The 18,741-nt window shown below is 72.4% G+C and carries 17 protein-coding genes; 7 read left to right on the forward strand and 10 right to left on the reverse strand.

What is annotated here, in order from left to right:
• Window positions 1-19 precede the first annotated feature (19 nt).
• The 3 genes from D6B71_RS01880 to def all read right to left on the reverse strand — a co-directional run bounded on the left by D6B71_RS01880 (window position 20) and on the right by def (window position 1,829).
• Window positions 20-613 carry a CueP family metal-binding protein gene (locus D6B71_RS01880; protein ID WP_121251420.1) on the reverse strand — a complete coding sequence of 198 codons (594 nt, stop codon included), beginning with the start codon at window positions 611-613 and terminating at the stop codon, window positions 20-22.
• A 176-nt stretch (window positions 614-789) separates the two neighbouring features.
• Window positions 790-1,239 (reverse strand): NUDIX domain-containing protein, encoded by a 450-nt coding sequence (locus D6B71_RS01885; RefSeq protein ID WP_121251422.1) that lies wholly within the window; start codon window positions 1,237-1,239, stop codon window positions 790-792.
• A 5-nt stretch (window positions 1,240-1,244) separates the two neighbouring features.
• Complete coding sequence (def, locus tag D6B71_RS01890) at window positions 1,245-1,829, reverse strand: peptide deformylase (protein ID WP_121251424.1); 585 nt, start codon at window positions 1,827-1,829, stop codon at window positions 1,245-1,247.
• A 122-nt stretch (window positions 1,830-1,951) separates the two neighbouring features.
• Between def and D6B71_RS01895 the strand changes: the two genes are divergently transcribed.
• Together D6B71_RS01895 and D6B71_RS01900 are read left to right on the forward strand one after the other, a co-directional pair.
• The gene (locus D6B71_RS01895) at window positions 1,952-3,331 is read left to right on the forward strand and encodes an acyl-CoA dehydrogenase family protein (RefSeq protein WP_121251426.1); all 1,380 of its coding nucleotides are present in this window, start codon (window positions 1,952-1,954) and stop codon (window positions 3,329-3,331) included.
• A gap of 67 nt (window positions 3,332-3,398) precedes the next feature.
• Entirely contained in the window at window positions 3,399-4,613 is a 1,215-nt protein-coding gene (locus D6B71_RS01900; protein WP_121251428.1) for an acyl-CoA dehydrogenase family protein, read from the forward strand.
• Between the two features lie 70 nt (window positions 4,614-4,683).
• On the opposite strand, the gene D6B71_RS23010 is transcribed toward D6B71_RS01900, so the two are convergent.
• Window positions 4,684-5,643 (reverse strand): hypothetical protein, encoded by a 960-nt coding sequence (locus D6B71_RS23010; protein ID WP_206051502.1) that lies wholly within the window; start codon window positions 5,641-5,643, stop codon window positions 4,684-4,686.
• Between the two features lie 181 nt (window positions 5,644-5,824).
• Window positions 5,825-6,112, reverse strand: a complete 288-nt coding sequence (locus tag D6B71_RS01910; protein WP_121251875.1) for a YiaA/YiaB family inner membrane protein — start codon at window positions 6,110-6,112, stop codon at window positions 5,825-5,827.
• 201 nt (window positions 6,113-6,313) lie between these two features.
• On the opposite strand from D6B71_RS01910, the gene D6B71_RS01915 reads away from it, so the two are divergent.
• Window positions 6,314-7,657: a DUF2252 domain-containing protein gene (locus tag D6B71_RS01915; RefSeq protein WP_240640945.1), complete on the forward strand. Its 1,344-nt coding sequence runs from the start codon at window positions 6,314-6,316 to the stop codon at window positions 7,655-7,657.
• A 15-nt stretch (window positions 7,658-7,672) separates the two neighbouring features.
• On the opposite strand, the gene D6B71_RS01920 is transcribed toward D6B71_RS01915, so the two are convergent.
• Window positions 7,673-8,377 carry a M23 family metallopeptidase gene (locus D6B71_RS01920; protein ID WP_121251430.1) on the reverse strand — a complete coding sequence of 235 codons (705 nt, stop codon included), beginning with the start codon at window positions 8,375-8,377 and terminating at the stop codon, window positions 7,673-7,675.
• A 35-nt stretch (window positions 8,378-8,412) separates the two neighbouring features.
• Window positions 8,413-9,588, reverse strand: coding sequence for a galactokinase (galK, locus tag D6B71_RS01925; RefSeq protein ID WP_121251879.1), 1,176 nt, complete (start codon window positions 9,586-9,588; stop codon window positions 8,413-8,415).
• A gap of 136 nt (window positions 9,589-9,724) precedes the next feature.
• Here galK and D6B71_RS01930 point away from each other — a divergent pair, with 136 nt between their 5' ends.
• On the forward strand, window positions 9,725-11,161 hold the full coding sequence (locus D6B71_RS01930) for a GuaB1 family IMP dehydrogenase-related protein (RefSeq protein WP_121251432.1): 1,437 nt from the start codon (window positions 9,725-9,727) through the stop codon (window positions 11,159-11,161).
• Between the two features lie 79 nt (window positions 11,162-11,240).
• Here the strand turns inward: D6B71_RS01930 and D6B71_RS01935 are convergent, their stop codons facing one another.
• Window positions 11,241-11,837: a LysR family substrate-binding domain-containing protein gene (locus tag D6B71_RS01935; RefSeq protein ID WP_121251434.1), complete on the reverse strand. Its 597-nt coding sequence runs from the start codon at window positions 11,835-11,837 to the stop codon at window positions 11,241-11,243.
• Window positions 11,838-11,920: 83 nt separating this feature from the next.
• Complete coding sequence (locus D6B71_RS01940) at window positions 11,921-13,153, reverse strand: hypothetical protein (protein ID WP_121251436.1); 1,233 nt, start codon at window positions 13,151-13,153, stop codon at window positions 11,921-11,923.
• 424 nt (window positions 13,154-13,577) lie between these two features.
• Between D6B71_RS01940 and D6B71_RS01945 the strand changes: the two genes are divergently transcribed.
• Window positions 13,578-14,498 (forward strand): universal stress protein, encoded by a 921-nt coding sequence (locus D6B71_RS01945; RefSeq protein ID WP_164519496.1) that lies wholly within the window; start codon window positions 13,578-13,580, stop codon window positions 14,496-14,498.
• Window positions 14,499-14,637: 139 nt separating this feature from the next.
• A complete protein-coding gene (locus D6B71_RS01950) occupies window positions 14,638-17,130 on the forward strand; it encodes a phosphoketolase family protein (RefSeq protein ID WP_121251440.1) in 2,493 nt (830 codons plus the stop codon).
• A gap of 30 nt (window positions 17,131-17,160) precedes the next feature.
• Here D6B71_RS01950 and D6B71_RS01955 read toward each other — a convergent pair whose 3' ends face one another.
• Window positions 17,161-18,057, reverse strand: a complete 897-nt coding sequence (locus tag D6B71_RS01955) for a universal stress protein (RefSeq protein ID WP_121251442.1) — start codon at window positions 18,055-18,057, stop codon at window positions 17,161-17,163.
• Between the two features lie 239 nt (window positions 18,058-18,296).
• Between D6B71_RS01955 and D6B71_RS01960 the strand changes: the two genes are divergently transcribed.
• Complete coding sequence (locus tag D6B71_RS01960; RefSeq protein WP_121251444.1) at window positions 18,297-18,737, forward strand: pyridoxamine 5'-phosphate oxidase family protein; 441 nt, start codon at window positions 18,297-18,299, stop codon at window positions 18,735-18,737.
• The last annotated feature ends 4 nt before the right edge of the window (window positions 18,738-18,741 follow it).

Below are 18,741 nucleotides of genomic sequence, written 5' to 3' on the forward strand. Positions count from 1 at the left end.
GCGGCGTACGGCCCGGGTGCTACGCGAGCTGCAGCGTGGTCAGGCAGGTGGGGTCCTCGTCGCCGGTCGCGAACGGGACCTCGCCGGTGCGGCCCTCGTAGGTGACCTCGACGGTGCCCGTGACGTCGTCGGGCAGCCAGAAGCCCACGAACCCGTTGTCGAAGACCTCGGTGGTCTCCTCGACGAGCACCTCGCCGGCGTCGTCGGTGATCGTCACCGTGACCTCCTCGCCACCCAGCTCGCCCTTGCAGGTGGTCAGGCTGTGGAAGTAGCAGTCGTGGGTCTGGTCGACGTAGGGCGCGACCGAGAGGTAGAACTTGTCGTCGGGCAGGTCCACCGTCGCCTCGTCGTCACCGCCCTCGTTGAGGAGCAGCTGGTCGTCGCGCACCGATGCCATCAGGTCGCCCGGTCGCTCGCTCACCGGCATCCGGTCCAGCCGGTCGACGACCTCGTCGCCGGGCAGGCCGTCGAGGTCGTAGTCGGCCAGCACCTGGTCGGCGGCGCTCGCCGGCGGTGCGCCGGCGGCCGGCTCGTCCTCCTCGCCGGAGCAACCGGCCAGGAGGACGAGCGCAGGCAGGGTGAACAGGGCGGATGCGGCTATGAGTCTGCGCATGGCGGGCTCCTCTCTCTCGCCGGGCCCGGCGCCCGACGCGTCGATGCTAGGCAGCCCGGTGCCGGATCACGGGGGGACCAAGGTCCCCAATGGGCCGGGAGTGTGTCCTGTGCCACCGAGGCGTCAACGGTTCATCGACACGCCGCGAAACGGCGGGAATCAGTGACTCCTCGGCGTCAGGGGGCGAGGCGCATGAGGTGCGGCCAGGCGGCGGCCAGACCGGGGTGCAGCGTGACGGCGCCGACCTCGTGGGCGGTGAACCAGCGGCAGCCGTCGGGGCCGGTCTCGAAGTTGAGCCCGCGGGCCGGGAACGCGGTGGGGGAGTCGACCACGAGCGTGTGGTAGCTCCAGCCGCCGTGGTCGTCGAGGTGGCTGCCCACCGGCCGGAGCCCGTCGGGTCGCAGCCCGAGCTCCTCCCAGGCCTCCCGCCAGGCCGCCTGCTCGGGGGTCTCGCCGCGCTCGACGGCGCCGCCCGGCACGCCCCACGTGCCGCCGTGGTGCACCCCGCGAGCGCGATGCTGCAGCAGGTAGCGGGCCGGGCCGGTCTCAGGCGCGTGGCGCACCAGGACGCCGGCCGCGCCGTGCCGCCCCCAATGCGTGTGCCCCGCGTCGCAGCTGGCCCACATGACGCTCAGGCCGGCCAGTCGGCGGGGTAGTCCTCGGCCAGCTTGTCGTGCTGCTTCTGCAGCTTCTTGCGGGCCTTGGTCGGCAGCCGGTCGCCGAAGACCACGCCGTGAGTGTGGTCGGTCTCGTGCTGCAGGCAGCGCGCGAGCAGCCCGTCGCCGGTGAACGTGACCGGCTCGCCGTTGAGGCCGGTCCCGGTGACCGTGGCCGTGTCGGGACGCGCGCAGGCGATGAAGGCGCCCGGGAACGACAGGCACCCCTCCTCGTCCTCGTCGAGCCGCCGCTCCCTGACCTCGGGCAGCGTCAGCTCGGGGTTGCACACCACCCCGACCGTGTGCGCCCCGGTGGCGTCGGGGCAGTCGAAGACGAACACCGCCAGGTCGACGCCGATCTGGCAGGCGGCCAGGCCGACCCCGTCGGCGGCGTACATCGTCGCCACCATGTCGGCGACCAGCTCGCGCAGCTGCGCGTCGTACGCCGTCACGCGCTGCTGCGGGCGGTGCATCACCGGGGTGCCCCAGCGGGTCATCGGGCGGACGCGTCCGCCGGTGGGCAGCGGGCCGTGGGGCGCGTGAGGGGGCTGGGCCGGCATGAGGGAAGCCTAACGAAGTCCCCATGCCGGACTCCGCGGTCGGGCGCGGGAACGACGGGCTGTGACCCGGCCCACGAGACTGCCTGTAGCGCATGGTGTAACTAGGAGTTACATTTTCTCCCATGTCCTTGACCAGCAGCCTCAGACCAGGAGGCCGGCACGGCCTGTCCTCCAAGGAGAGCCGCGACCCGATCGGGCTCGCGGTCGCCGCCCTGAACCGACTCGCCCAGAGCGACGTGCTCGACCGGATCGGGCTGCGCAAGCAGACCGAGCAGGCGGTCTTCACCGTCACCCGCGGCGGGTTCGCCACCGCCACCCGGGCGAGCCGGGCGTTCTCGAAGCGCGGACGCTCCGGTGCCCCGGGCGAGCGCGTGGCACCCGCGCCGAAGAGCGGCGTGTTCGACCTGACCCCCACCGAGGACGAGCAGATGCTCGTCGACGTGGTCACCGAGCTCGCCGACGAGCTGGTCCGGCCGGCCGCCGCGGAGGCCGACGAGGCCTGCGCCGCCCCCGAGGCCGTGCTCAAGGCCGCGCTCGAGGTCGGCCTGCCCTCGCTCGGGGTCCCGGAGGCGCTCGGTGGCATCTCCGAGGAGCGCTCGGCCATGGCCGGCACGCTGGTCGCCGAGGCGCTCGCCCGCGGCGACATGGGCCTCGCGATCGCGATCCTGGCCCCCGGCTCGGTGGCCACCGCGATCGCGCTGTGGGGCTCCGAACAGCAGCAGCAGACCTACCTGCCGGCGTTCACCGGCGACGGGCCAGGCGGCGAGGGCGTCCCCGCCGCGGCGCTGGCGCTCAACGAGCCCACCGTGCTCTTCGACGTCCTCCGCCCCAGCACCACGGCCCGGCGCACCGACGACGGCTTCGTGATCGACGGGGTGAAGGGCCTGGTCCCCCGTGGCGCCGAGGCCGAACTGTTCGTGGTCGGCGCCGAGCTCGAGGGCAACCCCGTGCTGCTCCTGGTCGAGTCGTCGACCCCGGGGCTGACCGTCGAGGCCGACCCCGCGATGGGCGTGCGCGCCGCCTCGATGACCACGCTGCGCCTCGAGGGAGCCACCGTGCCGGCCGACGCGCTGCTCGGCGCGGCCGACGGCACGACGTACGCCGAGTGCGTGCGGCTGTCCCGCCTGGCCTGGTGTGCGCTGGCCGTCGGCACCGGCCAGGCCGTCCTCGACTACGTCACGCCCTACGTCAAGGAGCGGGAGGCGTTCGGCGAGCCGATCGCCCACCGCCAGTCGGTGGCGTTCATGGTCGCCAACATCGCCATCGAGCTGCAGGCGATGCGGCTGCTGACCTACAAGGCCGCGTCCCGGGCAGCACAGGGCAAGGAGTTCGCCCGCGAGGTGGCCCTGGCCCGCAAGCTCTGCGCCGACAAGGGCATGCAGATCGGCCTCGACGGCGTGCAGCTGCTCGGCGGCCACGGCTTCGTCAAGGAGCACCCGGTCGAGCGGTGGTACCGCGACCTGCGGGCCATCGGCGTGATGGAAGGGACGGTGCTGGTGTGAACACCCCACGCTGCTGCCCGCTTCCGCCGCTCCGCGGCTTCCGCTCACCACACCGTGAGGACCACGCATGATCAACCTCGACGACCCGAAGAAGTTCCGTGCGCTGGCGGGCCAGGCCCACCAGGTCGCGATGAACATGCTGCGCCCGATCTCGCGCAAGTACGACCAGGCCGAGCACGCCTATCCCAAGGAGCTCGACATGCTGGCGGCGATGATCGACGGGCTGTCCGAGTCCGGCGCCGCCGAGGGGGCCGGTGCGGCCGGCGTGCGGCGTGAAGAGGACGAGCGCGAGGCCGGCGGCGTCCGCAACGGCTCGAACCTGGCCTCGGTCATGTCGATCGCCGAGATGTGCTGGGGCGACGTCGGCCTGCTGCTCTCGATGCCCCGGCAGGGGCTCGGGAACTCGGCCATCGCCAGCGTGGCCAACGAGGAGCAGGCGAAGAGGTTCGAGGGCGTCTGGGCCGGGATGGCGATCACCGAGCCCGGCACCGGCTCCGACTCCGCGAACATCAAGACCACCGCGGTCAAGGACGGCGACGCCTACGTCCTCAACGGCGAGAAGATCTTCGTCACCGCCGGCGACCGCTGCGACGCCGTCGTGGTGTGGGCGACCCTCGACCGTGACCTCGGGCGCGCCGCCATCAAGTCGTTCGTGGTGCCCAAGGGCACGCCCGGCATGCGGGTGGAGCGGTTGGAGCACAAGCTGGGCATCCGCTCCTCCGACACCGCCACCATCATCTTCGAGGACTGCCGGGTGCCGGCCGAGAACCTGCTCGGGTCGCCGGAGATCGACACCAAGCAGGGCTTCGCGGGCGCGATGGCGACCTTCGACAACACCCGTCCCCTCGTCGCGTCGATGGCCGTCGGCTGCGCCCGGGCGTCGCTCGACCTGACCCGCGACCTGCTCGAGCAGGCCGGGGTCGTCGTCGACTACGACCGCCCGGCACACACCCAGTCGGCGGCAGCCGCCCGGCTGCTGCAGATGGAGGCCGACTGGGAGGGTGCGCGGCTGCTGATGCTGCAGGCCGCCTGGATGGCCGACAACCGCAAGCCCAACTCGCTGGAGGCGTCGATGGCCAAGGCGAAGGCGGGCCGGGTCGGCAGCGACATCACCCTGGGTTGCGTGGAGCTCGCCGGGTCGGTGGGCTACCGGGAGGGCGAGCTGCTCGAGAAGTGGGCCCGGGACTCCAAGATCCTCGACATCTTCGAGGGCACCCAGCAGATTCAGCAGCTGATCGTGGCCCGCCGGGTGCTGGGTCTCACCAGCGCCGAGCTGAGGTAGGTCGGCAACAGACGCGAAGAGGGCCCGGGAGCGATGCTCCCGGGCCCTCGTCGTGTGTCGTGCGGGCGGGTCAGCCCTTCTCGGTGTCGGCCGCGGCGCTGAGCTGGGCCTGCTCGCTGGCGACCGCCTTGGTGGTCGCGGGGTCCACCAGCGGCTCGGTGGAGCCGCCGGCCGCGGCGGCCGGCTCCGTCGGCTGGCCGGCCGGCGAGGCGGGCGGCTGGGCCGGTGCCTTCCGAGGCGGCAGCTTCGCGCCGGGCGCAGACTTCTTGGCCGGAGCCTTCGTCGATGCCTTGCTCGGAGCAGCCGCCTTCTTGGCGGGAGCCTTCTTCGCGGGTGCCTTCTTGGCAGGTGCCTTCTTCGCGGGAGCCTTCTTGGCGACCTGCTCGGCGACGTCGGCAGGCGTCACGTCGACCTCGACCGCGGTCGCGGCGGCGTCGATGCCGGTCGCGGGCTCGGCGGGGGTCTTCGCGGCCTTCTTGGCGGCCGGGTTCTTCTGGACCGGCGCCTCGTCGAGGCCCAACTCGCGGGTCACGTTCACCGGTTCCGGAGCCTTGGTCGCCTTCTTGGCCGGCGCCTTGGTCGCAGCGGCCTTCTTGGCCGGCGGCGTCTTCTTGGCCGGGGCCTTCTTGGCGGTGGCCTTCTTGCTCGTGGCCGCGGCCGGCGCGGCGTCGGCGACCGCCGCGCGCGCGGCCGGCTCGAGCGGGTCGCCGTGCACCTTGCGCGAGCCCTCGGTGGGGACCGCGGGCTTGGGGGCTGCCGGCGTGGGCGCGGCCGGCCTCGGCGCGGGGGACGGCTTGCGGCCGGGGACCAGCGAGGTGACCACCCCGGCGCTCTTGGCGGCGGTGCCGGCGGCGGACTTGGTCACCTGCCCGGCGACCAACTTGCCCAGCTCGGCGGTCTCTCGGGCCTGACCCACCGCCTTCCCGGCGGTGCCGATGGGGTCCCTGAGCGTCTCGAGAGCCGCGTCCTTGATCTTGCCGAGCGGGTTCTTGCGGGCCACGTCGTGCTTCCCTTCGGTCGTGGAGGTCACCAGCGGGGGTCGGGTTCCGCCGGCTGTCGGGCCGGGCGGCTCCGGGGAGGTTCTGCTCCGATGATGCAGTCAAGCACGCACCGGTGGTGCGCGACCGCCCGGTGGTCCGTACCCCGATACCGGCGTGGGCACGCCGTGACCCGCCGCACCCCGACGGTCCGGGCCCGGCCGTCGGGCCCGATCAGGAGACCGCCCGGAAGGGGTCGTGCTCGGCGAGCAGCTTGTCGACGCGTGCCTGGTCGAGCCGGCTGGCCACAGACGTGCTCTCCTGCGCGTCGCGCACGCACTTGGCCAGCGTGAAGCTCGACGTGGTCAGGAACAGGGTGCTGACCGCGAGGAAGGCCCGGATCCACGGATCCACCGGCAGGTAGAGGATCGCGAACAGCAGGGTCACCAGGGCGATGGCGAAGGAGATGCCGGCCTGGGCGTAGAAGGCGGTGGTGTTCTTGGGAAGGTTTGGAGTGCTCATGGCTCGAGCCTGCCGGGCCACGGCCGGCGGCGGATCCGTGCGTCGGCCCAACTCCGGCTGAGTATCCGCACCCAGACCGCACCTGTCGGCCCGGCCTGGGTACCTGAGCGGCATGCGAGTGACGCGGACGTCTCCGGTGACCCACCGAGCAGCCCCCGGGGGACGGCGATCCCGACGGCGGACCACCGGCGGGGTGGCCCGGTGAGCGCCACCGACCGCGCCGACCTCCTGGTCGCCGCGATCACCGAGGCGTTCGCCGCGCTGCAGGAGGCCGATCCGGTGGCGTTCCGCGGCAAGTACCGCAAGATGGCCGCCGACCCCCACTCGTTCTACCGGGGCACCGCCTGCGTCTTCTACGCCGACGTCACGGGCCGTGAGGACCCGTTCGCCACCGGTCGCGCCGGCCGGATCTGGGTGCACGGCGACCTGCACGCCGAGAACTTCGGCACCTACCTCGCCTCCGACGGGCGGCTCGTGTTCGACGTCAACGACTTCGACGAGGCCTACCTGGGACGCTTCACCTGGGACCTCCAGCGATTCGTGGCCTCGCTGGCGGTGCTGGGCTGGCAGAAGGCGCTGCCCGAAGACGACGTCCGCGACCTGGTCGGCGTCTACGTCGATGCCTACCTCGACCAGGTGGCGGCGTACCGACGGGCGGCGGCGGAGACGGACGGTGCCTCCCGCGACATCGGGCAGGAGTTCGCGCTCCACCTCGACAACACCGAGGGGCCGGTGCACGAGGCGCTGGTGCAGGCCCGCGGCCGGCGCCGCGCCGACCTGTTGGACGACCTGACGGTGCCGGTCGACGGAGTTCGCAGGCTTCGCGACGACGGCAGCACCCGCAGGCTCGACGACGAGGAGCGCGAGGCCGTCGTCGCGGCGTACGCACGCTTCGTCGAGAGCATCCCCGAGCCCAAGCGGATGCGGCGCGAGCTCTTCTACGACCTGCGCGACGTGGTCGGCAAGTCCGGGTTCGGCATCGGCAGCGCCGGCCTGCCTGCCTTCAACCTGCTCATCGAGGGCTACAGCCAGGCCCTCGACGACGACGTGGTGCTGTCGATGAAGCAGGCAGGCGTGCCCGCGGTGAGCCGGTTCGTCGACACCACGACCGTCGACGAGCACTTCGACAACCAGGCTCACCGCACCGTCGTGAGCCAGCGCGCGCTGCAGGCGCACACCGACCCGCTCCTGGGCCACACCGAGATCGACGGTGTCGGCTACCTGGTCTCGGAGCTGTCGCCCTACGAGGTGGACCTCGACTGGAGCGCGCTCATCGAGCCCGAGCAGATCCGGCAGGTGGTCGGGCTGCTCGGCCGGGCGACCGCCAAGGTCCACTGCGCCTCCGACGAGGACAGCGAGGAGGACCTGGTCGACTTCCAGGTCGAGGACGCGATCGTCGAGGCCGTGGGGGAGCGGCAGGCCGAGTTGCGCGACTGGCTGGCCGACTTCGCCGTGGAGTACGCCGAGCGCGTGCGCGCCGACCACGCGCTCTTCGTCGAGGCGTTCCGCAGCGGCCGGATCGGCGTGGCCGCGACCAGCGGCTGACCCACGTCGGCAGGCTCAGCCCGACATCGGTGCGACGACGGACCCTTCACCGGGGAGCCCCGCCAACCGATTCGCAGGGGCCCCTCGTCGAGCCGGCCACTCGACGAAGCATGCGAAGGCGATCGGCAGCCCCCGGGCGACGGTCGGATCGACGGCGTCCATGACCTGGAGGTGCAGATGAGGCTCGGTGGAGTTGCCCGAGTTGCCGCACTCGGCGATCGGCTGGCCGACAGCCACTCGGTCACCGGGGCGCACCAGGAGTGAGCTGGCGCGCAGGTGGGCCAGCGCCACGAAGCCGGCCTGACCGGGCAACGCCAGGACGACGTGGTTCCCGGCGATCGCGGCGACCCCCAGCCGCAGCCGGGCCCGCTGGCCCGCGGCGTACCGCAGCAGGGCGAGCTGGGACCGCCGGGCCTCGTGGTCGGACTCCCCGTCGTGGACCGAGGCGACGACGCCGTCGGCCGGTGCCAGGACCGGGCGGCCGAAGCCGACGAAGCGGTCGGCGGGCTCGGAGCCCCACCTGCTGCGCCAGTCGCGGGCCGCGCTGCGCCCGGCCTCGTCCACGGCGACGAAGTCGATGGCGTAGCGCTCACCCCACAGGTCGGTGCCGTGGCTGGGTACCCGCCGTGCGGGACTGTTGATCGACCGCCAGCGGCCGGTGAAGGGCAGCGCCAGCAGGACCGGTGCGGCATCGGGACGGGAGAGCGGCCTCTCGGGCACGGACCCACTCTAGGAGGCGCCGAGGCCGGGACCCCCTACGGCACCAGCTCGGCGCGTGCGGCCGGGTCCACCTGCAGGTGGGCCGGAGGCCGGAAGCCCGCGGCGACGAAGGCCGTGTCGACGGCTCTCATCACGGCGTCCAGCCGGGCCAGCGGCACCAGCGACACCGCGGACCCGCCGAACCCGCCTCCGGTCATCCGGGAGCCGAGCGCTCCCGCCTCGACCGCGGTGGTGACGACCGTGTCGAGCTCGTCGCAGGAGATCTCGAAGTCGTCGCGCATCGAGACGTGCGAGGCCAGCAGGAGCCGGCCCACGGCGTTCCAGTCTCCTTCGCCCAACGCCGTCACGGTGGCCGCGACCCGGTCGTTCTCGGTGACGATGTGCCGGGCCCGGCGGCGGAGCAGATCGTCGTCGAGCGCCTCCACGGCGGACAGTTCGGCCTCGCGTAGCGACGCGACGCCCAGGGCGGCGGCGGCGGCCTCGCACTCCGCGCGCCGGTCGCCGTACCCGCCGTCGTGCAGCGCGTGCGAGACCCGGGTGTCGGTGACCAGCAGTGTCAGCTCGGCGTCCTCGAGTCCGAGCGGCACGGCCCGGTTCGAGTCGTCGCCGAAGTCGAGCAGCAGCGCGGTGCCGGGCTCCGCCAGCAGGGCCACGGTCTGGTCCATGCCGCCGGTGGGGGCGCCCGCGACCTCGGACTCGGCGCGCATGCACAGCGGCACCAGCGCGCGGCGGGTCTCGAGGTCGAGCTCGCGCCCGGTCAGCGCGGCGACGGCCACGGCGACCGAGCACTCCAGTGCCGCCGAGCTGGAGAGCCCGGCGCCGAGCGGCACGGTGCCGTGCACCAGCACGTCGACGCCCGGCACGTCGTGGCCGGCCTCCCGCATCGCCCACAACACGCCCGCGGCGTAGGCCGCCCAGCCGGTGGCGCCGCCCGGCCCGGCTCCGGCGATGGTGCCCTCCCAGGTGTCGTCGGCCTCGAGCGAGGCCACCCGCACCCGGTCGTCGGCGCGGCGCGCCACCGCGGCGTACGTGGCGTGGGGGAGCGCGACCGGGAGGCAGAGCCCGGCGTTGTAGTCGGTGTGTTCGCCGATCAGGTTCACCCGGCCGGGGGCCCGGGCCACGAGCGCGGCGTCGGCGCCGTAGCGGGCGCGGAATCCGGCGCGGGTGGCGGAGCTGAGCTCGACGGGGTCACCGGGGTCCAAGAAGGCCATGGGACCACCGTAGGAGAACCAGGAGAGCCAGGTGTCGGGACAGGCCGGTCGGACCCCTGCCGTGATCGGAGTCATCGACTGTCGGGTTGCTCCGGGGTTCGGCGCGATCGTGCCCGGACGCGTAGATTCGGCCCACGTGCAGTTCCTCCACGGCGCGGCGCCCGCGCACGACCTGACCTACGACGACGTCTTCATGGTGCCGCGGCACTCCGGCATCGGCAGCCGGCACGACGTCGACCTCGCCACCGCCGACGGCTCCGGCACCACGATCCCGCTCGTCGTGGCCAACATGACCGCGATCGCGGGCAAGCGGATGGCCGAGACCGTCGCCCGCCGCGGCGGCCTGGTGGTGGTGCCGCAGGACATCCCGCTGCCGGTGGTGGCAGACGTGGTGCGGTGGGTGAAGTCGCGCCACCTGGTGCACGACACGCCCATCGAGCTGCACCCGCACCAGACCGTCGCCGAGGCCCTGGCGCTGATCCCCAAGCGCGCTCATCGGGCCGCCGTGGTGGTCGACGGGGGCCGGCCGGTCGGCGTGGTGACCGAGGACGACTGCGCTGACGTCGACCGGTTCGCGCAGGTGCGTCAGGTGATGAACCCCGCCCCGGTCACGATCGCCGCCGACACCGATCCCCGCATCGCCTTCGACGCACTGGACTCCGCGAAGGCGCCGCTGGCCGTGGCGGTCGCCTCGGACGGCTCGCTGGTGGGGGTGCTGACCCGCACCGCGGCGCTCCGGGCCACGCTCTACGGCCCGGCGGTGGACGAGCAGGGCCGGTTGCGCATCGCGGCGGCGGTCGGCGTCAACGGCGACGTCGCGGCGAAGACCGCCGCGCTGGTGGAGTCCGGCATCGACCTGCTGGTCGTGGACACCGCGCACGGGCACCAGGACCGGATGCTGGAGGCGCTCGCCGCGGTGCGGTCGGTCGACCCCGCGGTCCCCGTGGTGGCCGGCAACGTGGTCTCGGCCGAGGGGGTGCGGGCGCTGGTCGAGGCCGGGGCCGACATCGTCAAGGTCGGTGTCGGACCGGGCGCGATGTGCACCACCCGGATGATGACCGGGGTCGGCCGCCCGCAGTTCTCCGCGGTGCTCGAGTGCGCCGCGGCGGCGCGGAAGCTCGGCAAGCACGTCTGGGCCGACGGCGGCGTCCGGCACCCGCGCGACGTGGCGCTGGCCCTGGCCGCCGGCGCCTCGGCGGTGATGGTCGGGTCGTGGTTCGCCGGCACCCACGAGTCGCCCGGCGACCTGATGCAGGACCCGTCCGGCAAGGCGTTCAAGGTCTCGTTCGGCATGGCCTCGGCCCGTGCCGTCGCGAACCGCACCACCACCGAATCGGCCTACGAGCGGGCCCGCAAGGGCCTCTACGAGGAGGGCATCTCGTCCTCGCGGATGTACCTCGACCCGCAGCGCCCCGGTGTCGAGGACCTCATCGACCAGATCTGCTCGGGCCTCCGCTCGGCGTGCACGTACGCCGGAGCCCGCACGCTCGGTGAGCTGCACGAGCGCGCGGTGGTCGGGGTCCAGTCCGCGGCCGGGTTCCACGAGGGCCGGCCGCTGTCGACGTCCTGGTGATCGCCGAGCCGTCGATCGTTCACCGACACGCCGAGAGACGGCGGGAATCGGTGACGGGTCGGCGGAACCCCGGGAGCGGTCAGCCTCGGGAGCTGCGGGCGGTGCGTCCGCGGACGACCCCGACAAACGCCTGGGTGCGCTCGTCGTCGTGCTCGACCAGCCAGGCCAGGCCGACGGTGGTCGGCGGGAGGTCGGTCACCGGCCGGTAGGTGACGTCCTTGCGGGAGTAGAGCCGGGCCACCGACATCGGCACGATCGCCACCCCGGTGCCGCTCGCGACCACCTCGACGGCGTCCTTGGCCGACATCGCCGGCCAGTCCAACTGCGGCACCGACGGCGTCCACCCGGACGGGTGGGGGAGCACCAACTGCTCCTCGCTCAGGTCGTCGAGGGCGACCTCGTCGGCCGCCGTGACCAGGTGCTCCTTGCCGACCACCACGACCGGCTGCTCCTCGTAGAGCGGGATCAGGTGCAGCCCGTCGCGGTCGACCGGCAGCCGCACCAGGCACATGTCGAGGCTGCCGTCGCGCAGCCCGGCCTCCTGATGCTCCTGGTCGACCGGCACCAGCTCGAGCGGCTCGCGCCGCCGCTCCCGCCACACCCCGGCCCACTTGTCGGGGGTGGCGCCGGTGACGAAGCCGACCCGGAACGCCGGTGAGGACGGGGGAGTGGTCACCGGGTCACGGTATCCGGCGGACAGGCCCGGAATGCGACAGCGGGCCCACCCCCGGAGGGATGGGCCCGCTGTGGTGCGGTTGATCAGGGAACATTCACGGTCTGGGTGATCGTCTCGCCGGCGACAGTGACGTGCAGGACCGCCGAGAACGCGTTGTTCTTGACGGTGTCACGGAACCTGGACTTCACGACCAGGCGCACGGTGGCGGTGCCACCGGCGGTCGTCTTGCCCTTGCCGTAGGCGATGGTGGTGCCCTTGTAGAAGCGGCCCGGGCCGGCGTTGCCGACGGTCTGGTTGCCCTTGAGGCGCGCCTTGATCTTGCAGCCCGAGGAGCATTCGACGCTGGCGATGATGTACTTGCCCGACGACGCCTTGGTCACCGTGGGCGACACCGCGAAGGTCAGCGGCGTGGGACTGGTGCCTGTGCGGGCCCCGATGCAGAGGACACCGAAGTCCTTGACGACATCCGTGTCATCGGTGTCGTTGTAGTACCGAGGGGCTCGGGCGTTGATCCGGTGGTCGTTGCCGACGTAGAGCACGCCCGGTTCGGTGGAGAACTCGATGCTGGCGGCGGTGCCGCCATCGGGGCAGGTCAGAGTCATGTCGGCGAACCGGTTCTCAGGAACTGTGAGCGTGTCCTGCACGACGAGATTCTCGAAGACCAGGTACTGATCTGGCGCGAGGGCCGGGTCGACGCAGACAGCGCCGGTGAAGGTCTTGGACGCCTCGTTCGCGAGCATTGACATCGTGAGCTTCGCACCGTCCAGGCTCAGCCGGTTAAGAGTGGCGGAACCCTGGTGGAACTCGAAGACCGGACCGGTGGCGATGGTGTTGGCCGGACAGTTCGTCGTGAAGGTCCCCTCGGGATCGCTGTGGCCCCAAACAGATGCACTCGAGAACGTGGAGGTCTGCTGCACCGGAATGCTCATCGTGTGCACGTGGCCGTCCGGTCCGGCCTTCGCGGTGGTCTTGCTGACGCAAGTGACTTGTACCTTGCCCTGGGCGGGCACGGGGTTGTCGTTGACGACGTCGACGCGCCAACCCGAGAAACCCGTCGTCGGTGCGCTGAGTCGAACGTTCACGTCGCTGACTTCGCCGCCGGTGTCGACGGAGTCGAGCACGAAGCCGCCGTCGATGGCGTAGTAGTTGGTCGGGCAGCCGACCGTGAGTTCCCCGCTCGACGTCAGCCCGGCGATCGTGAGGGACTTCTGCTCGACCTTGCTGATCACGTTGTGGCTGTGCGCCCCCGCCGCCGAGGCGCTGCTGATGGTCATACCTGGCAGGGCCATGGCGCCGACTGCGGCAGCCAGGGCCACCAGCCCTGTGAACTTCCTACTGTGCACGCGTCGCGTTTGCACGTGGTTCCCCTCCCCCGAAGGGTGCGATCCCGAGCACGCACCGCAGTCTGTTGGATGTATCCGCGCCTTAACCTAAGTCCACCTGAGAGGTTTTATGCACAAAGAAAGTAAAACTTCTCCCTCGGGTCGGATAGCCCGTGGTGACCTGGGCAAACGGGAGATCCACCCGACGTCGACCGCAGTGGAACAGGCGATGCGCTAGACCGGTGGCGGGCGCCGAGGACCGGCGGTCGATGGCCATGCTGCCGCCCGCGAGCAGCCCGGTGGCCCCCTGGTGAGGGGCGCCGGCCCCAGTGACCCGCGACCCGCGACCCGGGCACTTTGGTCCCTACGCCCGGTCTCGGCGATGCGGGAGCGTGAGAGCACCAATCCGGGAGGAACCATGATCGACCACACGCCCCGACCTGTCGTCGTCGCGGTCGCCCGTGACGGCTCCGAGTCCGCCCTGAGGTTCGCCGCGACGGAGGCCCGTCGCGGAGGTTGCGGCCTGCACCTGGTGCACGCGGTCGACGTGACGCCGAGTGGCCCCCGCCCGGACCCGAAAGAACTGGACCGGGCCGACCACCTGGGCACGGCGACGCTGCGGCTGGCGGCCGCGCGAGCTGAGGTGATGCTGGACGGGGCGGCCCTGGTGACCAGCTCGCTCGTGCACGGATCGGCGGTCGACGCGGTCGTCGACGCGAGCATCGACGCCGGCCTGGTCGTGCTGGGGCGCCGGCCCAGCAACGTGCTGCGCCGGGTCGTCACCCGGTCGATCTCCAGCGGCGTGGCCGCCCGGGCTCACGTGCCGGTGGTCTCGGTGCCCGACGGGTGGACCGAGTTCGGCGACAAGCGGGTGACCGTCGGACTCGACGTGCCCGACCACAGCCGCTCGATCCTGCGCAAGGCGCTGCACGCCGGCCGCTCCCGCGGCGCGACGGTCAACATCGTGCACACCTGGTGGATCCCCTCCGGCTACGACGAGGTGCCGAGCCCCGCGGTCCAGGAGGAGTGGTCGGCCCGGGCCCGCCACGAGATCGAGGGGGTGCTGAGCAAGCTCCAGGGCGACTACGACGTGCCGGTCGAGATCGACGTCCGGCACGGCAAGCCTGCCGACGCCCTGATCGAGGCCTCCCACCGCTCGGACCTGATCGTGGTCGGACGCCACGACCCGGTCATCCCGCTCGGCTCCCACCTGGGCCCGGTGGCCCGCGCCGTGCTGCGCGACGCCGACTGCCCGGTGCTGCTGGTCGCGCCCACGCAGGCGCACCGGATGGCGACGTGGGGCCGCGGTGACCACAACCGGCCGGTCCAGGCGGTGTGAGACGAACCCGGGGGAACGGGGCAGCACCGAGGCCACCGATCGGGGTTACCGACCGGTGGCCCTGGTGTGTCTCCCCTCACAGCGGGCACCGTAGGAGTCGGCAGCCCGTCCGAGGAGACCCGCGCCCCGAAGGAGCAGCATGTCCAGCACCGACACCAGCACCAGCACCGGCCCCATCAGCTCGACCACCAGCACCACCCCGCCCGACGACCCACACCCCACGCCGCTCGACGAGAACGAGCTCAGGCTCCTCGACGCCTGGTGGCGCGCGTCCAACTACGTCTCGGTCGGCCAGATCTATCTGCTCGACAACCCGCTGCTGCGCCGCGGGCTGGAGCCCGCGGACATCAAGCCCCGGCTGCTCGGCCACTGGGGCACCACCCCGGGCCTGAACCTCGTCTACACCCACCTCAATCGGCTGATCAGGCAGCGCGACGTCGACGCGATCTTCCTCGCCGGCCCCGGACACGGCGGCCCGGCCGCGGTCGCCAACGCCTGGCTCGAGGGCACCTACAGCGAGGTCTACCCCCACGTCGGCCCCGACGAGGAGGGGTTGGGCGCGCTGTTCCGCCAGTTCTCCTTCCCCGGCGGGGTCCCGAGCCACGTCGCGCCCGAGACGCCCGGCTCCATCCACGAGGGCGGCGAGCTCGGCTACGTGCTCTCCCACGCGTACGGCGCCGCGATGGACAACCCCGACCTGCTGGTGGCGGCAGTGGTCGGTGACGGCGAGTTCGAGACCGGTCCGCTGGCCACCTCCTGGCACGCCAACAAGTTCGTCGACCCGGTCAACGACGGCGCGGTGCTGCCGATCCTGCACCTCAACGGCTACAAGATCGCCAACCCGACGATCCCGGCGCGGATCCCGCGCGAGGAGCTCGAGAGCCTGCTGCGCGGCTACGGCCACGAGGTCCTCACCGTGGAGGGCGACGACCCCGAGTCGGTGCACCAGCAGATGGCCGCGGCCATGGACGCCGCGCACGATCGGATCCGGGAGATCCAGCGCGCCGCTCGCGAGGACGGCGACACCGAGCGTCGTCCCTGGCCGATGATCCTGATGGTCACGCCGAAGGGCTGGACCGGACCGCGGGAGGTCGACGGCAAGCTGGTCGAGGGCACCTGGCGCTCCCACCAGGTCCCGTTGTCGGGCACTCGCCACGACGACGGCCATCGGGCCCAGCTCGAGCAGTGGCTGCGCTCCTATCGCCCCGAGGAGCTCTTCGACGCCGACGGTCGCCTGCTGCCCGAGCTGTGCGCCCTGGCGCCGAGCGGCGCCCGCCGGATGAGCGCCAACCCGCACGCCAACGGCGGCCTGCTGCGGCGTCCGCTGCGGCTCCCCGACTTCCGCACCCACGCGGTGGACGTCGCCGAGCCGGGCGGGTCCATCCACGAGGCCACCCGGGTCCTGGGCCAGTACCTCGTCGACGTGGTCCGGCAGAACCCCGACAACTTCCGCATCTTCGGGCCCGACGAGAACGCCTCCAACCGCCTCGACGCCGTCTACGAGGTGACCGACAAGGTCTTCGCCGGCGACCTGCTGCCAGTCGACGAGCACCTCGGCCGGAGCGGGCGGGTCGTCGAGATGCTCTCCGAGCACACCTGCCAGGGCTGGCTCGAGGGCTACCTGCTGACCGGCCGGCACGGCCTGTTCAGCTGCTACGAGGCGTTCATCCACCTGGTCGACTCGATGCTCAACCAGCACGCGAAGTGGCTCAAGACCACCCGCGAGATCGACTGGCGGCCGCCGATCGCCTCGCTGAACTACCTGCTGACCTCCCACGTGTGGCGCCAGGACCACAACGGGTTCTCCCACCAGGACCCCGGCTTCATCGACCACGTGGTCAACAAGAAGGCCGAGGTGGTCCGCGTCTACCTGCCGCCGGACGCCAACACCCTGCTCTCCACCATGCGGCACTGCCTGGCCAGCCAGCACTACGTCAACGTCGTCGTGGCCGGCAAGCAGCCTCAGTTCGACTGGCTCACCGCGGAGGAGGCCGACCTGCACTGCGCCCGCGGCCTCGGCATCTGGGACTGGGCCTCCAACGACGACGGCGAGCCCGACGTGGTCCTCGCCAGCGCGGGCGACGTGCCGACCCTGGAGGCGCTGGCCGCGGTGTCACTGCTGCGCGAGCACCTGCCGGAGCTGAAGGTCCGTTTCGTCAACGTCGTCGACCTGATGCGGCTGCAGGACGAGGTCGAGCACCCGCACGGGCTGAAGAACCGAGACTTCGACACGATCTTCACCGCGGACAAGCCGGTCATCTTCGCCTACCACGGCTATCCGTGGCTGATCCACCGGCTGACCTACCGGCGCACCAACCACGCCAACCTCCACGTGCGCGGCTACAAGGAGGAGGGCACCACCACGACGCCGTTCGACATGGTGATGATGAACGACCTGGACCGCTACCACCTGGTCATGGACGTCATCGACCGGGTGCCGGGCCTGGGCTCCCGGGCAGCGGGCGTGCGGCAACTGATGGTCGACACCCGTCGCCGGGCCCGCCAGTGGACCCGGCAGACCGGTGAGGACCTGCCCGAGGTGCGCGAGTGGGCCTGGTCGCCGTCGGCGCACCCCGGCCACGGCTGGTCGCCGTCGACCACCGCCCGGCCGGACGCGGGCGAGGCCGGCTGATCCGGCCTCCGGGAGAGGGGTCGGCGAGGCTCAGGGGTGGAAGGGCACCACGGCCACGGGGCAGCGGGCGTGTTCGACCACGGCGGGAGTGAGCGAGCCGTAGACGATCTGCTGGAGCACCTTGCGCGGATGCGAGCCGACCACCACCAGCTCGGCGTCGTGCGAGGCCTCGAGGAGACGCTGGTCGGCGAAGCCGCGGGTCAGCTGGAGCCGCAGCTCTACGTCGGGGTGGCGCTCCCGATGGCCGGCGACGGCCTGGGCGAGCATCGCGCGCATGTCGTCGCAGTCCGTCTCGTCGTCGGCGACGTCGAGAGTGCCCTCGACCACCGCGACGGCGTCCCAGAAGCAGTGCAGCACCGTGAGCGGCACGCCCCTGGCGTCGGCCACGCGGAACGCGAACTCCACCGCCGGAGCGGACCGCTCCGTGCCGTCGGTGCCGACCACCACGCCGCGGCGCTCCGCCCCGTCGGTCGGGCGCACCACGACGACGGGGCAGGGTGCGTGCTTGGACACCGCGACGCTGACCGAGCCGAGCAGCAGGCTGGCCACCGGCCCGCGGCCACGGGAGCCGACGGCGAGCAACGCTGCGTCGTCGGCCACGCCCAACAGCGCCTCACGGGCGTCGACCTGCCGCAGCACCTGGTGGACGGCGAGGTCCGGCCGGCCGGCGAGGACCTGGGCGGCGGCCTCGGCGAGCACGGAGTGCCCCGCGGCTCGCTCCTCCTCGATCAGCCGCCCGTGGTCGATGCCCGCCCGGTCCATCCAGGCACTGCCGACCAGCGGGAGCACCCCCAGGGCGTGCACCAGCACCAGCGGGCGGTTCTCTAGCTGGGCCTGCGCCGCGGCCCACTCCAGAGCGTGCCGCGAGCCGGACGAGCCGTCGACGCCGACGACGACAGCGCCGGCAGGGATCTGCGAGGTCTCCATGTGCTCATCGTCGCGCGCCCCGGCGGGCCGGCCCACCGGCTCGGGTCCTCAGGTGCCGGGCCCTTGGTCCAGCCGGGGTGAGAGCCCGGGCGGGGTTCTCGGCACGCTCGACCACCGGAGCGCGCTCAAGTGCGAGGCCGGACAGGGCCGGGGAACCCGGGACGCGGACGGGCTCGGACGCCTAGGCTCGGGGCCAACGGCCCGTCCCGGGGCGAGCCCGGCAAGGAGGAGGATCGTCGGTGCAGGAATCGTGCGAGCTCAGCCCTGCCGAGTGCGAGACGCTGCTGCGCGCGGGGGTCGTGGGCCGGGTCGCGCTCTCGACCGCCGCCGGTCCCGAGATCTTCCCGATGAACTACGTGGTGCTCGGCGAGGCGGTCTTCATGCGCACCGCCCCCGACAGCGTGCTCGGCAGCCGGGCCCACCACGCACCCCTGGCGTTCGAGGTCGACCAGATCGACCACGAGAACCAGCGTGGTTGGAGCGTGGTCGTGCACGGCACCGGCGAGTGGGTGACCGACCCCGGTGAGTTGGAGCAGCTAAGGCACGGGTGGTCGCCCCGCCCGTGGGTGTCGGGCACCCGCGACCGACTGCTGCGGCTGCCCTGGACCAGGATCAGCGGCCGCCGCATCGGCCACGGCTGGGACCCCGCCTCCTCGATGCCGGCCCGACGGATCGGCTGAGCGC

The organism is Nocardioides ferulae (assembly GCF_003660455.1).
GTDB classification, from domain to species: domain Bacteria; phylum Actinomycetota; class Actinomycetes; order Propionibacteriales; family Nocardioidaceae; genus Nocardioides; species Nocardioides ferulae.

Coding starts and splice junctions, on each gene's coding strand:
- D6B71_RS01885 (WP_121251422.1), bottom strand. CDS start 1,239: ATGTGGGCCAGCTGCGACGCGGGGCACACGCATTGGGGGCGGCACGGC.
- galK (WP_121251879.1), bottom strand. CDS start 9,588: ATGGCCTTCTTGGACCCCGGTGACCCCGTCGAGCTCAGCTCCGCCACC.
- def (WP_121251424.1), bottom strand. CDS start 1,829: ATGCCGGCCCAGCCCCCTCACGCGCCCCACGGCCCGCTGCCCACCGGC.
- D6B71_RS01945 (WP_164519496.1), top strand. CDS start 13,578: ATGATCGACCACACGCCCCGACCTGTCGTCGTCGCGGTCGCCCGTGAC.
- D6B71_RS01880 (WP_121251420.1), bottom strand. CDS start 613: ATGCGCAGACTCATAGCCGCATCCGCCCTGTTCACCCTGCCTGCGCTC.
- D6B71_RS01950 (WP_121251440.1), top strand. CDS start 14,638: ATGTCCAGCACCGACACCAGCACCAGCACCGGCCCCATCAGCTCGACC.
- D6B71_RS01910 (WP_121251875.1), bottom strand. CDS start 6,112: ATGAGCACTCCAAACCTTCCCAAGAACACCACCGCCTTCTACGCCCAG.
- D6B71_RS01895 (WP_121251426.1), top strand. CDS start 1,952: ATGTCCTTGACCAGCAGCCTCAGACCAGGAGGCCGGCACGGCCTGTCC.
- D6B71_RS01955 (WP_121251442.1), bottom strand. CDS start 18,057: ATGGAGACCTCGCAGATCCCTGCCGGCGCTGTCGTCGTCGGCGTCGAC.
- D6B71_RS01900 (WP_121251428.1), top strand. CDS start 3,399: ATGATCAACCTCGACGACCCGAAGAAGTTCCGTGCGCTGGCGGGCCAG.